Annotated in this window: 19 protein-coding genes; 11 read left to right on the top strand and 8 right to left on the bottom strand. The window is 61.4% G+C overall.

Going from position 1 to position 25,284, the window contains the following annotated elements:
* Positions 1-94: 94 nt before the first annotated feature.
* From rpmH to GUY30_RS17685, 7 genes are all read left to right on the top strand, one after another.
* Entirely contained in the window at positions 95-232 is a 138-nt protein-coding gene (gene rpmH, locus GUY30_RS17715; protein ID WP_039211706.1) for a 50S ribosomal protein L34, read from the top strand.
* A gap of 2 nt (positions 233-234) precedes the next feature.
* Positions 235-600 (top strand): ribonuclease P protein component, encoded by a 366-nt coding sequence (gene rnpA, locus GUY30_RS17710; protein WP_167200526.1) that lies wholly within the window; start codon positions 235-237, stop codon positions 598-600.
* An 82-nt stretch (positions 601-682) separates the two neighbouring features.
* Complete coding sequence (yidD, locus tag GUY30_RS17705) at positions 683-940, top strand: membrane protein insertion efficiency factor YidD (RefSeq protein WP_167201233.1); 258 nt, start codon at positions 683-685, stop codon at positions 938-940.
* Positions 941-1,073: 133 nt separating this feature from the next.
* Positions 1,074-2,027, top strand: a complete 954-nt coding sequence (yidC, locus tag GUY30_RS17700) for a membrane protein insertase YidC (protein ID WP_167200523.1) — start codon at positions 1,074-1,076, stop codon at positions 2,025-2,027.
* An 8-nt stretch (positions 2,028-2,035) separates the two neighbouring features.
* Positions 2,036-2,581 carry a Jag family protein gene (locus tag GUY30_RS17695; RefSeq protein WP_167200520.1) on the top strand — a complete coding sequence of 182 codons (546 nt, stop codon included), beginning with the start codon at positions 2,036-2,038 and terminating at the stop codon, positions 2,579-2,581.
* A complete protein-coding gene (rsmG, locus tag GUY30_RS17690) occupies positions 2,574-3,254 on the top strand; it encodes a 16S rRNA (guanine(527)-N(7))-methyltransferase RsmG (protein ID WP_167200517.1) in 681 nt (226 codons plus the stop codon). The genes GUY30_RS17695 and rsmG overlap by 8 nt, the downstream gene beginning before the upstream one ends.
* A 67-nt stretch (positions 3,255-3,321) precedes the next feature.
* Positions 3,322-4,218, top strand: coding sequence for a ParA family protein (locus tag GUY30_RS17685; RefSeq protein ID WP_228281528.1), 897 nt, complete (start codon positions 3,322-3,324; stop codon positions 4,216-4,218).
* On the opposite strand, the gene GUY30_RS18010 is transcribed toward GUY30_RS17685, so the two are convergent.
* A complete protein-coding gene (locus GUY30_RS18010) occupies positions 4,135-4,971 on the bottom strand; it encodes a hypothetical protein (protein WP_167200514.1) in 837 nt (278 codons plus the stop codon). The genes GUY30_RS17685 and GUY30_RS18010 overlap by 84 nt on opposite strands.
* Before the next feature lie 55 nt (positions 4,972-5,026).
* On the opposite strand from GUY30_RS18010, the gene GUY30_RS17820 reads away from it, so the two are divergent.
* Positions 5,027-6,259, top strand: coding sequence for a ParB/RepB/Spo0J family partition protein (locus tag GUY30_RS17820; protein WP_228281527.1), 1,233 nt, complete (start codon positions 5,027-5,029; stop codon positions 6,257-6,259).
* A gap of 2,879 nt (positions 6,260-9,138) precedes the next feature.
* Here GUY30_RS17820 and GUY30_RS17670 read toward each other — a convergent pair.
* From GUY30_RS17670 to GUY30_RS17640, 7 genes are all read right to left on the bottom strand, one after another.
* On the bottom strand, positions 9,139-10,227 hold the full coding sequence (locus GUY30_RS17670) for an N-acetylmuramoyl-L-alanine amidase (protein WP_228281525.1): 1,089 nt from the start codon (positions 10,225-10,227) through the stop codon (positions 9,139-9,141).
* Positions 10,228-10,379: 152 nt separating this feature from the next.
* Positions 10,380-10,697: a thioredoxin gene (gene trxA, locus GUY30_RS17665; RefSeq protein WP_039211718.1), complete on the bottom strand. Its 318-nt coding sequence runs from the start codon at positions 10,695-10,697 to the stop codon at positions 10,380-10,382.
* 122 nt (positions 10,698-10,819) lie between these two features.
* A complete protein-coding gene (gene trxB / locus GUY30_RS17660; RefSeq protein ID WP_167200510.1) occupies positions 10,820-11,806 on the bottom strand; it encodes a thioredoxin-disulfide reductase in 987 nt (328 codons plus the stop codon).
* 135 nt (positions 11,807-11,941) lie between these two features.
* Positions 11,942-14,575 carry a protein kinase family protein gene (locus GUY30_RS17655; RefSeq protein WP_167200507.1) on the bottom strand — a complete coding sequence of 878 codons (2,634 nt, stop codon included), beginning with the start codon at positions 14,573-14,575 and terminating at the stop codon, positions 11,942-11,944.
* 22 nt (positions 14,576-14,597) lie between these two features.
* Positions 14,598-16,217, bottom strand: coding sequence for a murein biosynthesis integral membrane protein MurJ (gene murJ / locus GUY30_RS17650; protein WP_167200504.1), 1,620 nt, complete (start codon positions 16,215-16,217; stop codon positions 14,598-14,600).
* A 3-nt stretch (positions 16,218-16,220) separates the two neighbouring features.
* Positions 16,221-18,533: a DUF6049 family protein gene (locus GUY30_RS17645; protein ID WP_228281523.1), complete on the bottom strand. Its 2,313-nt coding sequence runs from the start codon at positions 18,531-18,533 to the stop codon at positions 16,221-16,223.
* Positions 18,530-19,018: an NUDIX domain-containing protein gene (locus GUY30_RS17640; RefSeq protein WP_025779589.1), complete on the bottom strand. Its 489-nt coding sequence runs from the start codon at positions 19,016-19,018 to the stop codon at positions 18,530-18,532. The genes GUY30_RS17645 and GUY30_RS17640 overlap by 4 nt, the downstream gene beginning before the upstream one ends.
* A gap of 140 nt (positions 19,019-19,158) precedes the next feature.
* On the opposite strand from GUY30_RS17640, the gene GUY30_RS17635 reads away from it, so the two are divergent.
* The 3 genes from GUY30_RS17635 to GUY30_RS17625 all read left to right on the top strand — a co-directional run bounded on the left by GUY30_RS17635 (position 19,159) and on the right by GUY30_RS17625 (position 25,277).
* Positions 19,159-20,634, top strand: coding sequence for a CCA tRNA nucleotidyltransferase (locus GUY30_RS17635; RefSeq protein ID WP_167200501.1), 1,476 nt, complete (start codon positions 19,159-19,161; stop codon positions 20,632-20,634).
* 108 nt (positions 20,635-20,742) lie between these two features.
* On the top strand, positions 20,743-22,449 hold the full coding sequence (locus GUY30_RS17630) for an AMP-binding protein (RefSeq protein ID WP_167200497.1): 1,707 nt from the start codon (positions 20,743-20,745) through the stop codon (positions 22,447-22,449).
* A 443-nt stretch (positions 22,450-22,892) separates the two neighbouring features.
* Complete coding sequence (locus tag GUY30_RS17625; RefSeq protein ID WP_228281522.1) at positions 22,893-25,277, top strand: transglycosylase domain-containing protein; 2,385 nt, start codon at positions 22,893-22,895, stop codon at positions 25,275-25,277.
* Positions 25,278-25,284 lie beyond the last annotated feature (7 nt).

Here is a 25,284-nt window from a genome sequence, read left to right as displayed (position 1 = left end):
TATGCACAGGAGTGCTCGGCGGTCGAGACTCGCACCGCCGTTTTTTGTGAGAACGCACCGGCGTTCATCCGCAACCTAGAAATCGGAGACTGAAGTGAGCAAGCGTACATTCCAGCCCAATAACCGTAAGCGCGCCAAGAAGCACGGCTTCCGTCTGCGTATGCGCACCCGCGCGGGCCGCTCGATCCTGGCTGCACGTCGTCGCAAGGGACGTTCCGACATTTCGGCCTGAGCATGCTTGACGCGGCACATCGGATCCGCAGCGGCGAAGACTTCAGACGAATCTTCAGAGCCGGGGTCCGGGTGCGCACAGAGCATCTCATGGCGCACAGCCTGAGAGACACCGATGATACCCACGCTGCGCGCGTGGGTTTCATCGTATCCAAGGCCGTCGGCAACGCCGTAGTGCGCAACCGAACCAAGCGCCGCCTGCGCGAGATCATGCGTGCGCGTCTCGGTGAACTGAGAACCGGCGACCTGGTCGTCATCCGGGCGCTGCCGCATGCGGGACAGGCCGACTTCGCCGTTCTGTCCGCCGAGGTCGACGAACTGCTGATCAAGGCAGAGAAGAAGCTGGAACGTCGTGGACGCAGAGCATGATCTGAAACATGTCTCGGAGGTGCCCCGCCGGCCGGCCGGTTTCTGGCCCACACTCGGCTGGATCATACTTGTCGGACCGAGGATGCCGTTCGTCTGGTTCATCCGTGCCTATCGGATCGTGATCTCACCTCTCTACGGCCAAGTGTGCCGCTACTATCCCAGCTGCTCCATGTACGGTCTCGAGGCGTTCGAGATACACGGAGTTCTCAAGGGAGTGGTGTTAACTGGGTGGCGCATACTCCGCTGCAATCCGTGGTCACACGGGGGCGTCGACCATGTGCCGGGATCGGCGCGGGAGGCCAGGTCGAAGACCATCCACCGCGGTCAGGCACACAGCTGAACAGAATGAACTCGTCAGTCCGCGCGCGAGCGCGATCTAGCGGACTGCGGCGGGGCGCACGTCGTGTCGCGCCGACCTGTGAACAATGGCAAAATGAACTTCGCGCAAGAATCGGTGTAACGAGGAGAACTGAATGGACTGGATGGACAAGCTGCTCTACCCGCTGCAGTGGGTAGTTGCTTGGATCCTCGCGATCTTCCACGAGATCTTTACCGCAATCGGTCTCCAAGCCGACAGCGGTTGGACCTGGGTGCTCTCGATCGCCGGACTGACCGTGGTCATCCGTGCTCTCCTCATCCCTCTCTTCGTCTACCAGATCAAGTCGCAGCGCAAGATGCAGCTGCTGCAGCCGGAGATCCAGCGCCTGCAGGCGAAGTACAAAGGCAAGAAGGACCAGTATTCGCGTCAGGCCATGGCCGAAGAGCAGATGGCGCTGTTCCGCGACAACAAGACGAGCCCGTGGGCATCGTGCCTGCCTCTGCTCGTGCAGATGCCGATCTTCTTCTCGCTCTTCCGAGTCATCCACAACATGCCGAAGGTCGCTTCCGGCGATGTGGGCGCCATCGGCGGCTTCACCCAGCAGTTGGCGATTCAGGCCGAGAACTCCTCGATCTTCGGCATCAGCCTTTCGGCGGTCTTCACCGACCCGGGATTCGCAGTCAAGCTGCTGACTGGTGTCCTCATCGTCATCATGGCCGCCACCATGTTCATCACGCAGAAGCAGATGATGGCGAAGAACATGTCGGAGTCGGCGATGGCCAACCCGATGATGCAGTCGCAGAAGATGCTGCTCTACGTCATGCCGCTCGTCTTCGGCATCGGCGGAATCTACTTCCCGCTCGGCGTCCTCATCTACTGGCTGGTCTCGAACACCTGGACGATGGCCCAGCAGCACTTGGTCATCCGCAATATGCCCGCTCCCGGCTCGAAGGCCGAGAAGGAGATGCTTGAGCGCAAGGCTCGCAAGGGCAAGACTGTGAAGCAGGATGAGCTCAAGGGATCGACAGTCACCGAGGAGGCCCCGAAGAAGAGCGGCCAGCGGCAGCAGCCTGTGAGCAAGAACCGTAAGAAGAACAAGAAGCGCTGAGGACAGACATGACCGAAGAGAAGATCGACGAGACCTCCGAACAGACTCCGGAGGAGACCTCGACGAAGCCGAGCCGTGCCGAACTCCTCGAAGAAGAGGGCGAGATCGCCGCGGACTACCTCGAAGAGCTGATGGATCTGGCCGACATCGACGGCGATATCGATATCGATGTCGCCGACGGCCGTGCGCAGCTGTCCATCGTCTGCGAAGACGACGATGACTCGAACCTGGGCACCCTGGTCGGCCGAGAAGGGGGCACCCTCGGTGCGCTGCAGGAACTCAGCCGTCTGGCGGTGCAGACGCAGACCGGTCAGCGGTCCTGGCTGATGCTCGATATCGACGGATTCCGCAACAGCCGCCGCGAAGAGCTGGTCAAGAAGGCCAAGCGCGCGATCGACGAGGTCAAGGACGGCGGCGATGAGTTCGCGTTCAAGCCGATGAACAGCTTCGAGCGCAAGATCATCCATGACCAGGCGGCCCGCGCAGGTCTGGTCTCGGAGTCCGAGGGCGAAGGCGACGGTCGTCATGTCGTCATCCGGCTCGCCGATGACTGATCACCCCGAGAACGATATCGAGCCCTCGAACGAACCGACGCCAGCGGAGATCGAAACGCCTCCGGCCGGCACCGAAGAGTACTTCGGTGCGGCTTTTCCTGCCGCGCAGCGGTATGCCGAGCACTTAGCCACAACCGGAATCGAGTGGGGCCTCATCGGTCCGCGCGAGGTCGATCGTCTGTGGACCCGGCATATCCTCAACTGCGCCGTGGTCGCTGAGTACATCGGTGAGAACGATGTCGTCGGCGACGTCGGCAGCGGAGCCGGACTGCCGGGTGTTCCGATCGCACTGATGCGCCCCGAGGCGAAGATCGTCCTCATCGAGCCGATGGAGCGTCGAGTCGAATGGCTGACCATGGTCGTCGAGGACCTGGGTCTGAAGAATGTGCGCATCGTCCGTGCACGTGTCGAGGACCTCGTCGATGAGGAGATGTTCACAGTTGTGACCGCACGGGCGGTGAAGGCGATGACGACTCTCATCGAATGGACTCGCGAAGTCATCAGCCCCGGAGGACGGATCCTGGCTCTGAAGGGAGCCTCGGTCGAAGGTGAGCTGGTCAAGGCGAAGAAGCTGATCAAGCGGTATCGCCTGTCCCAGCCTCAGATCCACGTTGTCGATGGCGGCGGCATCCTCGAGGTCCCGAGTCGTGTCGTCGAGATCGTCAAGAAATAGTACGAAGTAGAGTTGGTCTAGGCTGGATCAGAGCCTTGTGTAACCGATGGATGATGGAGTGCGCCCTATGCCGATCATGGATGAGTCGTCTCCCATTGGTGCCGCGATTGCACGGGATAGCCGGCGTGCGGATCGACTGTCGCAGACAACCTTTCCACGGCCGGACTCGACCCGTATCTTCACGATCGCGAACCAGAAGGGTGGCGTCGGAAAGACCACGACGGCGGTGAATATCGCAGCGGCCCTGGCCAACCAGGGTCTGAACGTCCTGCTCATCGACATCGATCCCCAGGGCAATGCGAGCACCGCACTGGGCATCGACCACTATTCCGAAGTGACGAGCATCTACGACGTCCTCATCGACGATGTGCCGATGCGCGAGGCTGTGGCACAGTGCCCCGACTTCGAGACTCTCAAGTGCGTGCCCGCGACCATCGATCTCGCCGGTGCGGAGATCGAACTCGTGTCGCTTGTGGCACGTGAACAGCGACTGCAGCGTGCCTTGGGAATCTATCTCAAGGAGGAGGAAGCTGCCGGCGAGCGGGTCGACTACATCATCATCGACTGCCCGCCCAGTCTCGGCCTGCTGACAGTGAACGCCTTTGTGGCCGCCCGCGAGGTCCTCATCCCGATCCAGTGCGAATACTATGCTCTCGAGGGTCTCAGCCAGCTGCTGAAGAACATCCAGCTGATCCAGAAGCATCTCAATCCCGAATTGGCGATCACGACGATTCTGCTGACGATGTATGACGGACGGACGAACCTCAGCGCTCAGGTCGCTGAGGATGTGCGCACTCATTTCCCGGAGCAGGTGCTCGGCACTGCCATTCCGCGTTCGGTGAGGATCTCGGAAGCACCGAGCTATGGCCAGACCGTGATCTCATATGACCCACATTCCAGCGGCGCACTGTCCTATCGGGAGGCTGCTGAAGAAATTGCGAATCGAGGAGTAAGTCGTGGCTGAACGCAAGAAGAGGGGCTTGGGACGCGGGCTCGGAGCATTGATCCCCGATGCGAACTCCAATGACCGTCCGGTCGATGTCTTCTTCTCCGGTGGGAACACGGACGACGGAAGTCGCGAGGGCGAGGCGAAGACGTCACGGACCGCGCGCAACGACCCGGCCGCTTCCATGCAGTCATCTCGTCGTCGGAAGCCGAAGGCCGCTGGGACCACGAGGTCCTCGGCCACGGCAACAGAGAAGGCCACAGAAACCAAGGCGGCTGCCTCGAAGACAGTCTCTTCGAAGTCAACCACAGCTCGGTCGGGCACGTCCAAGGCAGGCTCCTCCAAGGCGACCCAGTCGAAGGCAGCTGCATCGAAGGCCGCTGATACGAAATCGACGAGTTCCACGTCGGCAACGGGCACAACCTCGACGGCCAAGTCGGCTGCATCCAAACCTGCGGGGTCTCGGTCGACCGCTTCCAAGACCACGGGGTCGACGCCGTCGACTTCCAAGACAACGACTGCGAAGACATCCACGCCCAAAGCATCGACGGCCAAAGCATCGACGAGCAAGTCAAGTGCTGCAAAAGCCCACGGGGGCAGCGCCTCCACATCATCTTCTGCTGCCAAAGCGAGCACACCGACGACGAAGACAGAGTCATCATCCACCGGAGCCTTGCCTGAAAGCACAGAGAAGGCCCCTGCAGCGGTGAGAACGAGCACTCGGAACGCATCTGCCCCTGCTTCGGTTTCCGACCCGACAAAGAGTGACAACGATGTCACCACACCGGTGTCGAACGCGGTTGCAGACTCTGAATCGGCTCCCGCAGTGAACAACACATCGGCTGAAGTAGTCCCAGATCACGTCGCTGATACACAGGAGGCGGAGTCCCCAGCAGAGCCTGCGGCGGCGCCGTCGCCCGAGGATGACGTTCGTGAGACTCATCCCGGCGTGTACACGTCCTCCGGTCGCAGTAGCGACGACCAGCCGGATGAACCGGCAGAGGCGGAGGACAACGGCAGCGCCAGTGACGTTGATACTACGGCCGTAGTAGCACGTGCTTCGGATGCCGCTGAAGTGGATAGCGAGTCGGCAACCACGGAGAAAGAGGATGCCGCGTTCTCGGCAAACTCGGAATCCAGTGAAGACTCGAGTTCATCGGCCAAGGCTGAGGATCCGGGCGATGCTGACGCAGACGAGGTCGTCGACGGCTATGACGACGGTGAGATGGACGGCGTTGAGTCCATTCCGGATACCGAGTTCGGTGAGATCGATGTCGAGCTCATCGATGCGAATCCTCGTCAGCCACGTACTGTCTTCGACGAAGATCTCTTGGCCGAGCTTGTGCACAGCATTCGTGAGATCGGTGTCCTTCAGCCTGTCGTCGTCAGGCAGAAGCCGAGCGATCGTTCGCGCTTCGAACTCATCATGGGTGAGCGTCGCCTGCGGGCGACGAAGGACGCAGGTCTGTCGACGATTCCGGCAATCATTCGGTACGTCGAAGATACAGATCTCCTTCGCGATGCGCTTCTGGAGAACCTGCACCGTGCTGAGCTGAACCCCTTGGAGGAAGCTGCGGCCTACGGGCAGCTGCTCGAGGACTTCGGGTGTACTCAGGAGGAGCTTTCCGAGCGCATCGGGCGTTCACGTCCCCAGATCTCCAATACCTTGCGTCTTCTCCGACTGCCTCCTCTGGTTCAGCGCCGCGTAGCAGCCGGCGTGATCTCGGCTGGCCATGCCCGAGCTATTCTTGGTCTGCGCGATCCCGAGCATATGGAAGTTCTGGCGCAGCGCATCGTTGCTGAAGGACTGTCTGTCAGGGCTTCGGAGGAAGCAGTCGTTCTGCTCAACCGCGGCGATTCGATCAATGTTTCACGTGCAACGACGAAGGTTTCTCCGGAGTTCTTGGCCGTTGCAGAGCGTTTGGGTGATCGTCTGGACACCAAGGTGAACATCTCCGTTGGTAAGCGTAAGGGCAAACTGAGCGTGGAGTTCGCCAACCAAGAGGACCTCGACCGCATCCTTGGTCTCTTGGGAATCTCCAACGAGGAAGCTCTCTGAACAGAGAACGCCAAGCATTGTCGACCCCCGCGGTGAACATCGCCGGGGTCGATTTCAGTCTAGTGAACTTCTAGATCCCGCTTCCCCTTGTCTCAGCAGCCGCACGGTACTGGAAGTTTCCAGGGAATCGGGCTGCGTAGGCCGTGTAAGTCGCGCCGCTTGATAGATTGGCCCCGCAGACCATCGTTTCACGTGGAACATTGTCTCGATATACATACTGCACTGCCTATAGGGTACTCACTGTTGGCGTACGTCACTTCAGGATACGAGTCTGTGGTCGCGCCGGTTCGAAGTGTCAGGACGACTCCGGGTATCTGAACAGAGTGCCAGGATACGGATCGACGCGGACTGACTGGTGGAGTGGATTAGTGTGTGTAGGTGCCAGAGTGCCGTACTTCCGAGGTTCGAGACGTTGAAAAGCGTAACCGTTCGGGCTCAACCTATGGAGTCATCCGCTAGTCAAGCATTCATAGCGCCACGGTGGCGTACCAGGGGTACCCGTTAGATACATTTTGAAGGGATCCATGGTTAACTGGATCTGCTGATTCTACTGCAGCGTGGTTTCACGTGAAACCGGTGGTCGACCGGGGCAAGTTGTCCGGTTGTGAACTGCAATAGCGAGGTGCCACCTCATTGATTCTGTCGTTGGTCATCATGTTTCACGTGGAACGGGTCCGCTCTCACGTACTCGAGAGTTCCAATGGATTGTGACACTGACGGAGCTGTGCTGTTGCTTATGCTCGTATTGGTCCCACCTTCCACTCAAGTGTTCGTTTCACGTGAAACTCGAGCGTGTCCGCAGATCAGGATATGCCTCGAACACCTTCGCTATCCTGACGACTATCTGGGATATGAGCCTGTTCATGGGGTATGAGCTCGAGAGTTTCTGTTAGTGCGATTAGTGGAATGCCTGAGCGGATTCACTGAGTAGTCCGAGTCAGTCGAAGGGACGGTAACGCCGCGAACGCGATTCTGTTGATATATCCCTGTGCTCTAGTGCTAGTCATTGCTCGATCGGCTGAGGACTATTCTTTCTGCGCGGAGCGCCTCAGAGGCGGCGAGCTCCTACCGTCCTTCCCACCTCCTCTGCTGAGTTGAGGCAGGCCTCCTCTGCTGAGTTGAGGCAGGAAGAATCGAATGGTGTCGTTTGTTTCACATGAAACGTAGGCGATGGTGACCAGTTGGCGCACCGAGGAACAGACCTCAGATTTCGACAACTGGTTGGACAAATACTTGCAATGTGAACGACAGACTCGAGACGGCTAATGGAGTATTTCGGCCTAAATCTTCCTAACCCACATAGCTCTCCGCCTTCTCCACCACCTAATAGTCAGGCATTTACCAAGGTCACAATCATTCTTCTGCTTGGTTCAACCGGTTCCGTTCTATCGGTGTGGGTTATGTATCGATGATTAGAATCGTTTCACGTGAAACGAACTATCAGGGTGGGAGCGCAAATCGCCTCTTACTGAAGAGAATCGTGACGTCCTATGCAGCGTTCGGTCGTTGCCGGGTTAGAGCCGGAGCAATCTCTATTGGAGGCGTTGTACTTGATAAGTTCGGTTCGGTTGTTTAGTAGCGAGTGCCGGCAGACCTACGAGTCGGATGTGCAGAGATCTGATTCCTGATGGAGCAGGGGAAGCGAAGGGCACAAGGAATCCCCGCCGATGTAGTGGTATTCAATGGCTGTTCTGCGTCGAGATGGACTCGTTTCACGTGGAACATGATTGTGCGAGAATACGGTGTACGATTTTCGCCGCGCTAGTAGTACGCCTCTCGAGTAGCTCCTGGGGAGTTGGTCGAGGATGAAGATTGGTTGGCAAGGTGTTGAGATGAAGTGGCCTACACGCACCTGTCAGCGTGTCCCTAGCTTGATAGATTCACCGGTGGCAGCTGAAACTCTATCCGTTCCACGTGAAACATACGTGGGTGCTGTCTTTAACTACCCACTATCGTCACTATTTCCGGTCAAAGCGTGACTGTAAGGCCTCTCAGTGGGGTCGGCTTGATAACGTAGCAGCAGTTCCTCTGAGTTTGAAAGCACCATTGTTAGTGTTGCCAATTCTCCGAGTTCGTCTTCAGAAATGGAGTTGGTTGGCATTTCTGCGTACAGTTCGATTGTTGCGATTGTGATTCATCTAGGTAGACCGTATGCGTGCTCAGTCTTGTATGGGGCCTTGATGGGCAGTTTATGAAATGTACTATGCGGTCTTAGACTCCTAGGTTTCACGTGAAACAGAGATAATCACTAGGTGTTGGTTCGATGGTTCAGTGGTTTAGCTCGTACACGGCGTTTCTATCTGACTCCACCTAGTTCATCGAGTCGTGGGCTGCAATTCGAAATCTGGTCAAACGATAGAATGCGATCTCGTGATTCTTGCGATTTAGCCGAACGCGGCTTGAAGAGTGATGACTGATTGAGATAGGCCGCCTCGGCCCAGGTTTCTCCGCTGTTTCACGTGAAACGACTGTAGCGCCGTCTGGAGGGCCGTCTGCAGTCGGCGGGAGAAGTCCTCGCGTAATCGTTCCAAGTCGTCCAGGACAATTCTTTGACCGAAACAGTCAGTGGGCCATAGTGACAATCTGGTGAGCTGCTGATGAAGTCGCTAGGCGCGCAAGCGGAACCGGGGCTCGTGTGTAGTCGGTTCGTTAGCGTGCTTGACCTCTCGCCCCGCGGTCTCACTCATACTGGGCGTCCCTGGTCGCTGAGGGTGATTGCCCCGGCGCGACAGCTCGTGAAGCTATTCTCTCAGAGAACAGTCATGCGTTGAGGGGTACGGAGAGTGTCTGACCGCGTTGGGACAGATATAAGGAATGCGAAGCGCCGCCCTCCTTGTAGGGAGCACGGCACTGAAGACTGAGTTCTGATCGTATGGGGACTAGTTCAGAGCCTTGATTGCGTCGAGACTGAGGGTTCCGGTCTGTGGGTCCTTGTCCTCGAGGATGTAGAGGCGCTGGAGGGCTGCTGCGATTCCATCCGCGATCGCATCGCGGACGTGTGGATCCTGCAGGTTCTCGAGGTCGTCTTGATTCGTAAGGTAACCGCTGACGACATGAACCTTGGGAGTTCGCAGTCTCTTGAGCGAGGACCAGGTGCGAGCGTGTGTCCGGCAGTCCAGCATTCCAGTACGTGCGACAACCTCGCCTTGAATGAGCTCCGCGAGCTTCTGCCCCGTCGGCGAATTCATATCCGACTGTCGTTCGTGTCCGAAGTAGAAGGTGGCAATGCCATTGGCATCCTTGGACTTGCTGACATCCGCAGTCACGGTAACAACCGCCGATGCCCCAAGCGTGTCTGCTCGATTGACCTCGACGGCATCCCCTTCCAGAAGGAGCGCCCCGGCTCCGATCGCTTCCAGTCGACCGACAAGTCGACTTGCTATATCTGAAGTGATCTGACGCTCGAGAGCCGCCTGCTCATCGGTCATCGGCAGATTCTGGAAATCTACAACTGTAGTTGCCGCCTCGATGACGAAGGTTCGGCCCACGAGCGAAGTTCCCGAAGCCGCTACGCGTGCGCGCTCCTGAAGAGCAAAGAGGTTGCCGGTGTCCTGATTACGGTCGATCGCGTCGAGTCCGCGCAGAGTCTGCGGACCGGTCACGCCATCGACTTTGGTGCCGAGGCTCATCTGCAGCTCTTTGACCGCCGTCTCGGTGAGGGCGGCGTATTCTGCGTCGATTCGGCCCGGATAGAAGCCCAGCCCCGCGAGCTTGGTCTGGAGGTTGACGACATCATCGCCCGTAAGGACCCTGACGGGGTCAAATCGGAGGACTCGGTCGCCGAGCTGATATCGAGCCTGCTCGAGCTCTGAAAACGTCTCAGGGCCCAGTACACCGTCGCAGAGGATCCCGCGGTCCTGCTGGAACTGCCTGACTCCGAGTTCAAAGGCTCGATCGAAATCCGCGGTCTCGGCATCTCCGACATGGAGTCCCAACCGGGCCATCTGTGTTTTGATATTAGGCAGCATCTCGGAAATGTCGCCACGCGTGTAGCGCGGTAAGTTCGTGTTCGTCAATGCGTTGCCAATCTTCGATGATGCGGTTCTTGGGTCAGTGTCGGGCGGCGCCCGGAAATGCCTAAGGCGCCTGTTGATATTACAACAGGCGCCTTAGAACTCGATCAGATGAAGTCGGAGAGCTCATCCTCAAGGGCCGGCTTCGGACGTGCGCCGATGATCGTCTTGGCGACCTCGCCGTCCTTGAACACGTAGAGCGCCGGAATCGACGTGATTCCGTAGGTGCTCGCGGTCTCAAGGTTCTCGTCGGTGTTGACCTTGACCACGTTGAGCTTGTCTCCGTGCTCTTCAGCGATCTGGTCAACGATCGGGCTGACCATACGGCAGGGGCCGCACCAAGGAGCCCAGAAATCGACGAGCACGGGCTTGTCGGACTTCAGTACGTTCTCTTCGAACGTTGCGTCAGTGACTTCTGTCGACATGAGTAACCTTCCTTCACAACCAATGTCTCTAGCAGAACAGTGGGACTGGGGCTTTCATTCCCCTGCGGATCCGCTCGGGCTGATCTGTTCGGTAGGCAGAGGTGCGAGCGGACGCTTCGGGGTCAGGAAGCGACAGGAGCTTCGGCTGCAGCTGCTTCGGCCACAGCCGGCTTGGAGGCCGCCTCGAGATCACCGAGGTAATGTTCGGCGTCGAGCGCTGCCGAACATCCCGATCCCGCGGCAGTGATCGCCTGACGGTAGACGGAGTCGATGACGTCGCCGGCAGCGAAGACGCCTTCGACGGACGTCTTCGAGGTGCGGCCGTCGACGCTGAGATATCCGTCGGCGCGCATCTCGAGCTGATCGGCGAACAGGCTGGTACGCGGGTCGGATCCGATGGCGACGAACATGCCGGTCACGGGAAGCTCAGAGGTCTCCCCTGTGACGGTGTTCCTGATGGTCAGACCGGTGAGCGAGTCCTCACCATGGACTTCGGCGACTTCGGAGTCGAGAAGGAACTCGAGCTTCTCATCGGCGTTCGCACGATCCTGCATGGCCTGCGAAGCACGCAGCTCCTGCCGGCGGTGAACGAGAGTGACCTTGGATGCGAAACGGGTGAGGAAGGTCGCCTCCTCGAGAGCTGAGTCGCCACCGCCGATGACAGCGATGTGCTGGTCGCGGAAGAAGAAGCCGTCACAGGTAGCGCACCAGCTGACTCCGTGACCGGAGAGCTTCTTTTCGTTCGGGAGGCCGAGCTCGCGATATGCCGAACCGGTTGCAAGGATCACCGCCTTTGCGGTGTAGCGCGCACCCAGAGCTGTCTCGATCTCGTGAGCACCCGGGTTGAGCTTGAGGGTCTCGACGTCGTCGTAGATGACTTCGGCTCCGAACTTCTCGGCCTGCTCACGCATGCTCTCCATGAGTTCCGGACCCTGCACACCGGCGGGGAATCCGGGAAAGTTCTCGACATCGGTGGTGTTCATCAGTTCGCCGCCTGCGGTCACCGATCCGGCGATGACGACCGGTGAGAGGTTCGCGCGGGCTGCGTAGACGGCTGCGGTGTAACCGGCCGGCCCCGATCCTATGATCACCAGTTGAGTATCAGTCATGTGAAAAGGTCCCTGCTTCTCTCTGCTCTGCTCGGCGGGCCGTTGAGCGCCGCGCCGAATGACGTTCGTATCTATAACGGTACGGTGCCGGGGACTATTCCGCACCTGCAACAGGGGCGAGATCCATCCGTTGGTTCATGAGAACTTGACGGAGCTGATGGTGGCCTTGAAGCCGCCGTCGGTCTGCGGCAGGTCGGTGATCCAGAGGATGAGCTTGTCGGTCTCGACCTCCTCATCGAATTCCACGGTGACAGCGCCTTCGGCATCGAAGACGCCTTCGCCGATGACCTTCGCGTCCTCTGGGTCGTCTCCGTCGCGGATCTCGAACTTGCCTCCGGAGTTCCCCGACGCCACCTTGACCCTGCTGATGGTGGTCTCGTCCTCGAACTCGAAGAGCAGACCGACACCTGATTTGAGATTGCCGAAGCTCGCTGAGTTGTACCTGTCGGTGTTCCAGGACCCTTCGGTCTTGGGAATGACGTTCTCGACTTCACTGTCGTGTTCCGATCCATCGCCCTCGGGGTCGAGAGATTCGACGTTTTCGATCTTCGGCGGATCGGCTTTCGGAGTCTTCTTCTCTTCCTTCTTCGTCGGCTGCTCGCTCGGCGCAGAGGTTTCGGAGACCGGGGTGGGCTCCTCTTCTCCCGAGTTGAATCCGATGATGACGATGCCGAGCACGATTGCCGCAACGACCGCGAGACCGAGAACCAGCCACAGGAAGGGCTTCCGAGTGGCCGCGGGGTCACGCTCCTCGGGACCTGATCCTCCCGATCCGCTGCCGGAACCGCCGGAGGCAGCGCTGCTGCCAGAGCCCGCGCCGCCGCTGCCGGCCGCGGCTGCGGCGCCAACCGTTGCGGTATTCGCACCCGTCCCAGCGGCGGTCTTCGTCGCTCCGCTGCCTGCACCACCGGCCGAGCCCGCGGGCTTGGATGCACCGGATTCGGAGGTACCGGACGTGGAACCGCTGGACTTGTCGGCATGGGCTTTCGCCCCGACGCCGGCGCCCGCTGCAGCTCCCGCCGCCGCGGCTCCGGCCACGGCAGCACCAGCTGCCCCGGCGGCCTTGTTCCGGTGCTTCGCAGACGCAGCCTGTGCTGCGTCGGTGGAATCGCTGTGCTGCTGGCGCGGTTTGCCGGCCTTGCGCTCGGCTGGACGGATGGATGAGGAGCCCGTGGCCGCCTCGGTGCTGGGCTCATTTACGGAGTTCTGATCATCGGCAGCACTGCGATCGTCAACGGAGTCCGGTGACAGCCGACGCATCTCCTTCGGCGGGGCGGCAGCATTGGCTTCCTGCTGACGGGCGGTCGAACTCGCCTCGAAAGCGGCGAGACGCCTGCGCGCCTCGTCCTCCTTGGCCTTCGCGATCCGACGTTCGCGTTCATACTCGCGTCGCTGATGTTCCCGCTGCTGCTCGTTGGTTTCGAACATACCGCCGAGGAACCAGGACCCGTCGTCCTCATCCTCGTCGTCCATGATCACCCGGGTATCGTTCTCATCACCCTCGTCATCGTTCTCTGGCACGATCTCGAGTGCCTGAGTATCGGGATCCGAATCGTCTTCCCGGCTCATGATCGGGCTCGTGAGGTTCTCGTCGTATTCGTGCTCTGCGTACTCCGAATACTCCGAATACGTCTGCTCCGGCTGCCATTCCTCCCAGTCCTGGGCGGCACTGTCGAGCTGTTCCTTGGCGATCGGGAAGCTCGAAGCTTCGCGCATCTGCATCCGGTCGGCGTACCGGCCGGTGGTGTGTCCGACCACTCCGGCAGCCAGTCCCCGCGTTCCCGGACGGGTGATGCCGATCCGCACGAGGGCAGCCTGCACCTGATCTTCGCTGGCGCTGGCCGCGCCCTCAGGACCGGGCCCGATGGTCTTCGAACGAGGTGCGGGCAGGCTGGTGGCTTCGTCGAAGCTGCGCGGCGACTGATCGAAGAGGTTCTCGTTCTCCGCCACCGGAGCTCGATTGACATAGCGCAACAGCTCGGGATCCCAGTCGTCGATGTAGCCGAGCACCTCGGCGACCGAACCCGGGCCGGGATCCGAGCCCGTGATGATTCCGCTGACGAAATCATCGAGCTTGTCCGGGACCTCGGGGTTGAGAGCCTGGGCCCGGGCGATCCGGGCATTCTCCTTCTCCGCAGGAGGAATGCCGTCGAACGACTCCTCGCCGGGCCAGAACCCGGTCAGAGCCGTATAGAAGAGCTGGACGAGAGCCAGAGCGTCTCGCCGTGACGCCTTCGTGGGCGTGTAGTCCTTCTGCTCGACGAGCCCGGTGTCCAGCGCCAGCGCCGCATCGATGCCGATGCCTGCGATGATCACCGCACCCTTCGAGGTCAGACCGACAACGCTCGGCCGCAGGAACATGTGGAACAGTCCCCGCCTGGCCGAGGTGACGAGCGCCGAGCCGACCTCGCCGATGAGTGCGCACGCGGCATCGACGGGCAGCGGCGAACGCGGCAGGATCTGGTTGAACGGCGTCACCGCGATGCGTTTGATGACGATGTAGTCCAGCCCGTTGGAATGTCCGACGTCGAGCGTCGGGGCGATGCGCGGGTCGCCGAGAATCGATACGCGACGGGCGGCCTCGAGAACATCGTTGGAACCATCGGCATCAGCGACGAGGATGAGCACGGGTTCATCGAGGATGGCATCGAGTCCGGTGCAGACGGCACCGACTTCGGGTTTCTCGGGAAGCCACCGGCGGTCGACGGTCGATACGACATAACGGCCGGCCACCACCATGCCGGGTTCGATATCGATCAGGGCGACCACCTCCGGTGGGGATTCAAAGGGCTCAGGCTGTTTTCCTTAGTTTTCCAGCTACCACGCCAATAATCGAATGCAACTCTCTGACTTTGAGCAAATAACAAGCTCCGATGAAGAACAGCAGCATCACGGTGCCGACGATGGCCGTGGTGATGAACGCCTGCCACCGTCCTGCCAAGGCGAAGTCCGGGAAGAAGTAGAGCAGGCCGAACCCCGCCCCTCCGGCGACGATCGCTGCGAGGAGGAACTTGAGATGCGAAGTGAGGATCTCCCGCAGATCGATGGCGCCGAGGCGCTTCTTCAGCACCGCGAACGAGATGATCATCGCTGTGAGGTACCCGAGGCTCATGACGAGGCCGATGATCGCCACCGTCACCGACTTGGGGAAGATCGTCGCCGAGAGCACCGCCAGGGACTGGAAGATGATCTGCGGCAGCTGGATGAGGAACGGAGTCTTCGCGTCCTCGTAGGCGTAGAAGACTCGCTGCGCGAGGTAGTTCGCGCTGAAGGGAATGAGCCCGAAGACCATCGTGATGATGACCAGTCCGATGGCCGTGGCCTGCTCCCGTCCCTCACCGGCGATGATCATTGCGACGGGGGTGGCGAGGACGATGAAGGCCACGGCGGCGAAGGAGTTGACGAAGCCGACCATCCGCACGCCCATCGAGAAGTCGCCGACGACGGCCTCGGTGTCATTGTTCGCTGCGTCCTTGGCCAGGGAGGTGAACAGAGCCGTGGCCAGAGAGACCGCGATGAGGGAATGCGGGAGCATGAAGACGAGGTAGGCGGTCGTATATGCGGCGTTCGAGGCGTTTCCGTCGCCGGGGATCGACGCCCCCGAGGCGACGCGGGAGATGACAAGGAACCCGATCTGACCGATGAGCATGGCCGAGAACGTCCAGAACGCGACCTTTCCGGCCGTGCCGAGACCGACCCCGCGGAACCCGAAGGTCGGCTTGTACTTGAAGCCGATCCGCTTGAGCGGCCAGATGAGGATGAGGGCCTGTGCCGCGACGCCGAGGGTGGCCGTGCCCGCGATGAGGGCGATCTTGTCCGGGCTCCAGGTGTCGAGATCGTGCGGTGAGGCGTTGTTCGTGCCGAAGATGAGGATGAAAGCGGCGAGACCGGCGATCGCGACGACGTTGTTGAGCACGGGTGCCCACATATAGGGGCCGAACGACGATTTCGCATTGAGCACTTGGCCGAGCAGCGTATAGAGACCGTAGAAGAACAGCTGCGGCAGACACCAGAATGCGAAGGCGGTGGCCAGCGCCATCTGCTCATCGCTCCACCCCGACGAGTAGAGCCAGACCAGCAGCGGAGCCGCGGCGGTGGCGATGATGCTCACGCCCGCGAGGAGCAGGAAAGACAGCGTCAGCAGCCGATTCGTGAAGTCGGTACCGGCGTCCTCTCGTTTGGAGGCACGCACGATCTGCGGGACGAGCACAGCATTGACCACGCCGCCTGCCAGCAGCATGTAGAGCGTGTTCGGCACCTTGTTCGCAATGTCGAAGGCATCGGCCTGAACTGCGGTGACGCCGATCGCGGTGGCCAGCATCGAGGCTTTGACGAAGCCGAGCACACGAGAGGTCATGGTGCCGGCGGTCATGATCGCCGAGGACCGGGCCAGGGATGAGAAGCTGGACACGCTCTACCTCTTTTCAGGGTCGTCGTCGGTCTTGGCGCGGGCCATGGCATCGGCCAGCTGCTGTTCGGGGATCTTCGGGCGCCCGCGGGAAATGGTCTTGATCAGGCCGATGACGAACACTACGGCCAAGCCCAATCCGATCACAGCGGTGCCGATGTTCTCCCAATCGGCGCGGACCCGCACCATGAGTGATTCGTGTTTGGGCAGGACCACCTCGTCGGCGGTGACCATCTCGATCGTCGTCGGCACATCGGCGTTGGCGAGTCCTTCGACGGGCACGTCCACACGCATCGTCTCCGCGGCGGGCACCTTCACGGTCTCCGTCTCCTGCGCCCGCAGCTGCGGAGTGTTCGGCTTCATCCGGATCCGCAGGGTCGCCTCGGCGGGGGAATCATTGACTATCGTGACCGGAATCGTCGTCTTCTCACCGGTGACGAGGAGGACGGACGATCCCTTGCGCAGACGGAGGCTGTCCATGAGCTTCTCGCTCTGCTCACGGGCCTGCCCGGCGCAGATGTTCGCGTTCCGGCCCAGCGTCCACGCCGCCGAGGTGCACGTGAGCAGTTCACGGTCGAGCCGGATATCGGCGCTCTCCCGGTCGCTGAACACGCTGTTGAAGTCCTCTTGGTTCGCCCGGGTCTCGGCCAGGGATTTCACGGCTCTCTTCCGGATGTGCGGAGCGTCGGAATCCGTCCGCAGCAGTCCGCGCGACTCGGATCCGGAGTCGAGGATCTCATCGACCCCAGTGGGGGCGATCCACGGTGCCGAGCTCAGATCGTCGACGGTCTGCTCCCAATTCGCCGAGGCGGCCGCGCGCGGGAGTGGAACGAACAGGCTCCGGGTGCGGTAGGGAGCCTCGGATTGGATCACCGCAGATTCCGCGACGAGCTCGGACAGTGCCCCGGCCGGGTTGTCCGCGGCGATCGCCTCGGCGCTCATATCCGTGAGCTTCGAATCGGAGACGAGGGTGTCGATCGTCGACTCCCCGTCATCGGTGATCGTCGTCTGCGAATGCGCATCATCGTGGATGCCGGTGATCGAGGGCTGCTGAGCATCGCTGATGATCGCGGTGGAATTGCCGGACTTCTTCAGGGCACGCAGGCCGTTCTTCGTCGCACTTCCGGCCACCGGCCAAGCGATGTCCGTGCGGGCATCGGGGAAGACGTCTTTGACGATCTCACGCTGCTTCTGAGCGAAGGTGGAGAGCCGGTCGATCTTGGTCCCGCGCAGAGCGCTGAGGTCGGGATCTCCATAGGGCAGAGCGACGATCGTGTGCTTCTGCGCCGCCTCCATGAAGTCCTGATACCAGGAGCCGAGGCGTTTGCGCTGTTCTTCTGGGGCTTCGAGCTCGGCGGCGCTGGAATCGGCGTCATCGTTCTCCGGTGCCCCGACCGGCGGCGACTGGGTCTCATCGCCTTTGCCCGCACTGGGTTCTTCGGTCTCCTCCTCCGGCGCGTCGGCGGCCGGAGGTTCGGCGATCGCGGCTTCGAAGGAGGCGATGACGCGCGGATCGACCGCCAGCGCGAGTTCCTTGTGTTTCAGGAGCTTCGCGATCGTGTCGAGCGAACCGCCTTCGGCGATGGCGGCATTGAGTCGGTCGGCTGGGATGAGTCCGCCCTCGGAATGGCCGGGCAGGGTGACGGGAGCGAGCACGCTGATCTTCGTCTGATCGAACTCCGGGTCCGGGTACCACGTGGTGAAGCCGAGGGCAGAAGCCCGCAGACCGGTTTCGTCGCCGAGCTGGACCGCCAGCCCCCGCGGGCCCCAGGAACTCACGGGTGAGGACTTGCTCAGCTCGAGGTCGTCGGCGGGAACACGGAAGGTGAACTCCGCGGTGGCGCCGGGATCGATGGTGTCCTCGAACGAGGTGTCGAGGGTGCTTCCCGAGTCGTCATCGGAATCGGCGTCGTTGTCCTTCTTCGCCTTCTCTCTGGCCTCGGTGCCATCATGTTCGAGGTCGGCGACGGTGCGGTGCTGCGCCTGTCCCTGCTTCCAGGAATCAAGGCGGGATTCGGAATCGAGCTTGCGGGTCGACATCTGCAGACTCAGGTTCGGCTTCTCGACCGCTTTCTTCGTCGTGTTCGAGATCGTGCCCCGCACGGTCAGCGTGCCTTTGTCATCGATCCAGGGAGTCACCTCGTCGAGGGTGATCGAGACTTCGTCCTTATCGGCATCGGAGTCCTTGTTCGCATCGGTGCTGGCGGCTGCCGGCGCGGCGGTGAGCAGCGGATATGCGAAAACTGACCCTGCGAGCAGCAGGAGTGTGCTCAGCAGGGCGGTGAGGAATCGCATACGGCGGATCGGAATGGGTTTCACTGCTCCAGTCGGGACACCATCGGTCGGGCGGCGGCGACGATTCGGCGCTCATTGGCGAACGACAGCCGCGAACGCAGGTCATTGAAGGGCACCCACGCCGCATCGATCGCTTCTTGGTCAGGATCATTATCCACGGTCAGAGTCCCCGACTGTGCACGCAGCAGGAAATGGTGGACGAGTTTGTGGATCCGGATTCCGGTCACGGTGAACCAGTAGTCGACGGTTCCCAGGGGACAGATGATCTGCCCCGCGATCCCGGTCTCCTCTTCGACCTCACGGCGGGCCGCCTCGGCGGGGGTCTCAGTTCCCTCGAGATGTCCCTTGGGAAGGCACCATTCGATCCGGCCGGCGCGATTGATGCGCGCGATGACGGCCACGGTCAGCAACGGGTGAGAGAAGTCGACAACGATGCCACCGGCGGAGATCTCCTCCACTGTGGTGCGGCGGGACGTGCGGGGTCCCGGCTTGGGCATCGGTGTGGTCATTCTCCTACCTTAGTAGGCGAAGCTTGGAAGTTTCGTGTCATCGGCTCCCGGTAGTCTTATGGGGACCGGAACTCGCGCCTGGACGCGGGAGGCGAGTTCCCACGGGCAAGAGCAGAAATCTGAAGAACCGAAGGAGCTCGGTGGATCCGCAGACCGCGCACAACCGACTGCACGACAAGCTCGACGAACTCGAGCACATCCTCGGCCCGCTGGGTCAGAGGTTCTCCTCAGCCGGTTTCGAACTCGCCCTCGTCGGCGGTTCCGTCCGTGATGCGCTGCTCGGTCGCCCCATGCCCGACCTCGACTTCACCACCGATGCCCGCCCCGACGACATCCTTCGGCTGATCTCCGACTGGGTCGACACTCACTGGGACATCGGACGCGAATTCGGCACCATCGGGGCCGTGAAGTCCGGTGTGCAGATCGAGATCACGACCTACCGCGCCGAAGCCTACGAGGAGGACTCGCGCAAACCGGTGGTCGCCTTCGGCACGGACCTCGACGCCGACCTCGTCCGCCGCGATTTCACGATCGGGGCGATGGCGATCCGTCTGCCCTCGAAGACCTTCGTCGACCCCCATCAGGGATTCGACGACCTCATCGCCGGTCGCATCCGCACCCCCGGTGCCGCCGCGGACTCGTTCTCCGATGATCCGCTGCGCATGATGCGTGCGGCTCGGTTCACCTCTCAGCTCGGACTCGACCCCGTGCCCGAGGTGGAAGAGGCGATGACGGCGATGGCCGATCGGATCGACATCATCTCCGCCGAACGCGTCCAGGTCGAACTCGTCAAGCTCATCACCGGCATCGATCCGGTCGCCGGAATCGACCTGCTGGTGCGCACCGGCATCGCCGAACACGTTCTGCCCGAGGTGTCCGGACTGCAGCTCGAGACCGACGAGCATCATCGGCACAAGGACGTCTACCAGCATTCGCTGACCGTGCTGCGCCAGGCCGTCGAACTCGAGGGCCGGTATGCAGCGGTCCAAGAGGAAGCCGGGATGGCCGACGACGATCCGCAGCGTCTGCGCGTGCCGGACTTCGTCGTCCGTTTCGCGGCTCTCATGCACGATGTCGGCAAACCCGCCACTCGCCGCTTCCAGCCCGGAGGCGCCGTGACCTTCTACCATCACGATGCGGTGGGTGCAAAGCTCACGGCCAAGCGGATGAAGGCGCTGCGCTTCGACAAGGACACGACGAAGGCGGTCGGCCGCCTCGTCGAACTGCACCTGCGCTTCTACGGGTACGGCGATGCCGGGTGGACGGATTCTGCGGTGCGCCGCTATGTCACGGACGCAGGACGGCTGCTCTCACGCCTGCACATCCTCACCCGCGCGGACGTCACCACTCGCAACAAGCGCAAGGCCGATCGGCTGGCGTTCGCCTATGACGACCTGGAAGAGCGCATCGAGGCCCTGGCGAAGCAGGAGGAACTCGATTCGATCCGTCCGGACCTCGACGGTCGGCAGATCATGGCGATCCTCGATATCGAACCATCGCCGCTGGTGGGCAGGGCTTACAAGCACCTGCTCGAACTGCGGATGGAGCACGGACCGCTCGGGCCCGAACGTGCGGAGGCGGAACTGCGATCCTGGTGGGAGACCCACGGTCAGTGACCGACCCCCGCCTGCTCACCGACTGATCGGTGCTGGTAACTTCAATATCGTTTAGATTTGTGCGTGACGTCACAGGCTGTGACGGTGGCGATAAGTGAGGAGACCACAATGACAGTGACCGAGGACTTCCGCGCGGCCCGAGACAAGCTGATCGAGCTCCGCAGCGACTACGACGCCGCCCGCGAAAAGTTCGAATGGCCGCGTCTCACACACTTCAACTTCGCACTCGACTGGTTCGACAAGATCGCCGAGAACAACGACAACCCGGCCCTGTGGATCGTCGAACAGGATGGATCCGAGGGCAAGTGGAGCTTCGCCGAGCTTTCCGCACGGTCGAACCAGGTGGCGAATCACTTCCGCCGGGCCGGGATCAAGCGCGGCGACCATGTCATGGTCATGCTCAACAACCAGGTCGAGCTGTGGGAGACGATGCTCGCCGGGATCAAGCTCGGTGCCGTGCTCATGCCCGCCACCACACAGCTGGGCCCCATCGACCTCACCGACCGTGCCGAGCGCGGTCAGGCCGAGTTCGTCGTCGCCGGCGCCGAGGATGCCGCGAAGTTCGATGACGTCGATGTCGAGGTCGTCCGCATCGTCGTCGGCGGGGAGCCCACCCGCCAGCAGGACTACAGCTACTCCGATGCCGATGATGAGAGCATCGAATTCGACCCACAGGGCACTTCGCGCGCCGATGACCTGATGCTGCTCTACTTCACCTCGGGCACCACTTCGAAGGCGAAGATGGTCGCGCACACCCATGTCTCCTACCCCGTCGGTCACCTCTCGACGATGTACTGGATGGGGCTGACACCCGGCGACGTCCACCTCAACGTCGCCTCGCCCGGGTGGGCCAAGCACGCCTGGTCGAATATCTTCACCCCGTGGATCGCCGAGGCCTGCGTCTTCCTCTACAACTACTCGCGCTTCGACGCCAACGCCCTCATGGAGATCATGGACCGAGTGGGAGTGACGAGCTTCTGCGCGCCCCCGACCGTGTGGCGCATGCTCATCCAGGCCGACCTGAGCCATCTGAAGAATCCTCCGACGAAGGCCCTCGGCGCCGGTGAGCCGCTCAACCCCGAGATCATCGACCGCGTGCACAGCGAATGGGGCGTGCTCATCCGCGACGGCTTCGGCCAGACCGAGTCGACCCTGCAGATCGGCAATTCGCCCGATCAGGAACTCAAGTACGGTTCGATGGGCAAGGCGCTGCCCGGTTTCGATGTCGTGCTCATCGACCCGGCGACCGGTGAGGAAGGCGACGAGGGTGAGATCTGCCTGCGCCTCGATCCTCGGCCCATCGGTCTGACCACCGGGTACTGGAGCAATCCGGAGAAGACCGCCGAGGCCTTCGAAGGCGGTGTCTACCACACCGGCGACGTGGCTTCCCGCGACGAGGACGGCTACATCACCTATGTCGGCCGCGCCGACGATGTGTTCAAAGCCAGCGACTACCGACTCTCCCCCTTCGAGCTCGAAAGCGTGCTCATCGAACACGAGGCCGTAGCCGAGGCGGCTGTTGTGCCCTCGCCGGATCCGGTGCGACTGGCTGTGCCCAAGGCGTATGTCGTCGTGTCGAGTAAGTTCGCTGCCGATGCCGATACAGCACGGTCGATCCTCGCCTACTGCCGTGAGCACCTGGCACCGTACAAGCGCATCCGACGCCTCGAGTTCGCCGAGCTGCCGAAGACGATCTCCGGCAAGATCCGTCGCGTCGAGCTGCGGGCCCGCGAAGACCAGCTGCATCCGTTCAGCGGCGAACCCGTCGTCGAGGGCAACGAGTACGCCGATACGGACTTCGACCTCAAGAGCTGAGCGCGCGGCGGCCCTCGTTCAAGCGGCCCAGCACTTTTCAGCCCGTATACCTGCGGCGAAGCGCTGGGCCGCTTGAACGAGAGTCGCGGCTGGCGGCACCTGTGGAAAAGTGCGGGCACGCTTGAACGAGAAGGTACGCGCGCATGGTCGAGGTGCCCTGGCTGGCGACGCCGAGCACTGATCTGCGGGCGCACGTTTGAATGTGAGCAAACACGCACTCGTCATGGTTGATTCTGCGGCAGTGAATTAAAATGCCTGGTGAGATGCCGAATACGGGGTTACTCAGAGAGCTGTTCGGTAACCTGGCGTGTCGGCAGGGTGCCAGGCTCAGCACTTTTTCATCCTCTACTAATGAATGCGTGCGAGACTGATTGGCGTCTTTGACCTTTTTCGGACCTCGTCGCCACGCATTGCGGCAGGCTGACTGACCTGGAGGACCTTGGGTGGCTAAGGGACAACACACAGCCAAGAACATCGGCAGGAATACGAAGAATCTGCTCAACTACCCCAGAGCGGGTGTGAGCGGATGGACTCGCTTCCTGCCGAGCATCCGCGTACTCGTCGTCGGCGGGCTCAGCCTCGTCATCGCCCTGTGCGTGGCTTTCGCCGTCGGATATGCCGCAACGGACATCCCCGAGCCGAACCTCGAGGCCACCGGTCAGACCTCGACGATCTACTACAGCGACGGCAAGACGCCGATCGGCCAGTACAAGGTCGAAGATCGCAAGTCCGTTGAGATCGACGAGATCTCCGAACCCATGCAGAAGGCCGCGATCGCCGCCGAGGACACCTCGTTCTACGAGAACCGCGGCATCTCGATCAAGGGTCTCTCCCGCGCCGTCGTCGGCGTGGCCACGAACCAGTACGCGGGCGGCGGTTCCACGATCACCCAGCAGTACGTGAAGAACTTCTACCTCACGAACGAGCACTCGCTTGATCGCAAGATCAAGGAGATGTTCATCTCGCTCAAGATCGACCAGCAGCAGTCGAAGGACGAGATCCTCGCGAACTACCTCAACACCATCTACCTCGGCCGTCGCTCCTACGGCGTCGAAGTGGCAGCTCAGAACTACTTCGACAAGCCGGCCTCGGAACTCGACGTCAGCGAGTCCGCTCTGCTGGCCGCGATGATCCAGCGCCCAGGTGCCGCCGACCCCTCGGACAACCCAGAGATGTACGAAGACCGCTTCAACTACGTGGTCGAGAACATGGTCGACGAAGGTTTCATCACCGAGGAGCAGGCCGCGAAGGTCGAGATGCCCGAGGTGCGGAAGCAGAACAAGGAGTCCTCCCTGTCGGGTCAGAAGGGCTACATGTGGGACTTCGTCCGCCGTGAAGCGCTGCGCAAGCTTGATATCGACGAAGCTCAGCTCGACCGCGGAGGCTACAACATCGTCACCACATTCGACAAGGATCGGATGAAGGCCGCGGAAAAGGCGATCAAGACGCTCCCGCAGGATCAGCCGGAAGGCATGCAGGCCGGACTCGTCTCCATCGACCCGGATGACGGCGGAATCGAAGCCTTCTACGGCGGCAAGAACTACCTCGATCAGGCGTTCAACGCATCGACGCAGAGTCATGTGCAGGCCGGTTCGACGTTCAAGCCCTTCGCGCTCGTCGCCGGTCTGGAGAACGGCGTGCGTCTGACCGATTCGTATCCCGGAGCGAGTCCGACAACGCTGAACAACGACGGCACGCCGTGGACGGTCAACAACTTCGGTGGCTCGAGTTACGGACCCGTCAGTCTGCTCAAGGCGACACAGTCCTCGATCAATACCGCCTATGCGGCACTCAACGTGCAGGTCGGGCCGGACAAGACCGTCGACGTCGCCGAACGTGCGGGCTTGAGCGAGAACTGCACCGATAAGGAGATGAAAGCCGGGGACACCGGAGGCTGCTCGATCGGACTGACCCCGAACCCCTCGAATGTGCTCGGAACGCCCAGCGTCAAGCCGATCGATATGGCATCGGCCTACGCGACGTTCGCGGCGAACGGCGTCCACCACGAGACCCACTCGATCAAGAAGGTCACGAAGGGTGCCGAGGACGAGGAAGTGTACAAGGCCGAAACCAAGGGCAAGCGCGTCTTCGACAAGGCCGTTGGTGCCGAGACCTCGTACGCCCTGAGCCAGGTCGTTCAGGGCGGTTCGGGCAGCTACGCCCAGAACCTCGGTCGTCCTGCCGCCGGCAAGACCGGTACGACGAACGAGAACAAGGCCGCATGGTTCTCCGGTTACACACCGAACCTCGCCACCTCGGTGGTGCTCTATCGCGAGGTCGATGGCAAGTCCGTGTCTATCGGCTCCTTCGGCGGTCGCGGCGAAGTCACCGGTGGTTCGTTCCCCGTGCAGGTATGGACGGACTACATGCAGACGGCTCTCCAGGGTGAGAAGGTGGAACAGTTCCCGGCGCGCGGCGAGCTGCCTGAGAAGCCGAAGCCGAAGAACTCCAACCCGGCCCCGGCTCCTAAGCCCGAGCCGAAAGCACCGTCGGGCAGCAACGACGGCAGCGATGGGGACGAGGAGAAGGAGGAGCCCAAGGCTCCGATCGAGACTCCCAAGGACGACGAGAACAAGGACAAGGATTCCGACGGAGACGAGAAGGGCAAGGAAGAAGGCTCGAAGGACGGCTCCGACGAAGGTTCGAAGGACTCCGACGGCTCGGCAGACGGTTCGAAGGACGACCCACCAAAGGACGACCCACCAAAGGACGACCCACCAAAGGACGACCCACCAAAGGACGATCCGCCGAAGGAAGATCCCCCTGGTGATGGGACGGAAGGCGGTCTCCCCATCGAGCCACCGAAGTCGCCTGGTGAGAACGGCTAGTAGCATC

This window comes from Brevibacterium pigmentatum (genome assembly GCF_011617465.1).
GTDB classification, from domain to species: Bacteria; Actinomycetota; Actinomycetes; order Actinomycetales; family Brevibacteriaceae; genus Brevibacterium; species Brevibacterium pigmentatum.
Note: the sequence above shows the minus strand (reverse complement) of the source record. Positions and strands in the feature narration are given on the sequence as shown.

What these genes read in the sequence shown, in the direction of transcription:
- rnpA (WP_167200526.1), top strand. Translation starts at nt 235, where the DNA reads ATGCTTGACGCGGCACATCGGATCCGCAGCGGCGAAGACTTCAGACGA.
- yidD (WP_167201233.1), top strand. Translation starts at nt 683, where the DNA reads ATGCCGTTCGTCTGGTTCATCCGTGCCTATCGGATCGTGATCTCACCT.
- yidC (WP_167200523.1), top strand. Translation starts at nt 1,074, where the DNA reads ATGGACTGGATGGACAAGCTGCTCTACCCGCTGCAGTGGGTAGTTGCT.
- GUY30_RS17695 (WP_167200520.1), top strand. Translation starts at nt 2,036, where the DNA reads ATGACCGAAGAGAAGATCGACGAGACCTCCGAACAGACTCCGGAGGAG.
- rsmG (WP_167200517.1), top strand. Translation starts at nt 2,574, where the DNA reads ATGACTGATCACCCCGAGAACGATATCGAGCCCTCGAACGAACCGACG.
- GUY30_RS17685 (WP_228281528.1), top strand. Translation starts at nt 3,322, where the DNA reads ATGCCGATCATGGATGAGTCGTCTCCCATTGGTGCCGCGATTGCACGG.
- GUY30_RS17670 (WP_228281525.1), bottom strand. Translation starts at nt 10,227, where the DNA reads ATGCTGCCTAATATCAAAACACAGATGGCCCGGTTGGGACTCCATGTC.
- trxA (WP_039211718.1), bottom strand. Translation starts at nt 10,697, where the DNA reads ATGTCGACAGAAGTCACTGACGCAACGTTCGAAGAGAACGTACTGAAG.
- trxB (WP_167200510.1), bottom strand. Translation starts at nt 11,806, where the DNA reads ATGACTGATACTCAACTGGTGATCATAGGATCGGGGCCGGCCGGTTAC.
- GUY30_RS17640 (WP_025779589.1), bottom strand. Translation starts at nt 19,018, where the DNA reads ATGACCACACCGATGCCCAAGCCGGGACCCCGCACGTCCCGCCGCACC.
- GUY30_RS17630 (WP_167200497.1), top strand. Translation starts at nt 20,743, where the DNA reads ATGACAGTGACCGAGGACTTCCGCGCGGCCCGAGACAAGCTGATCGAG.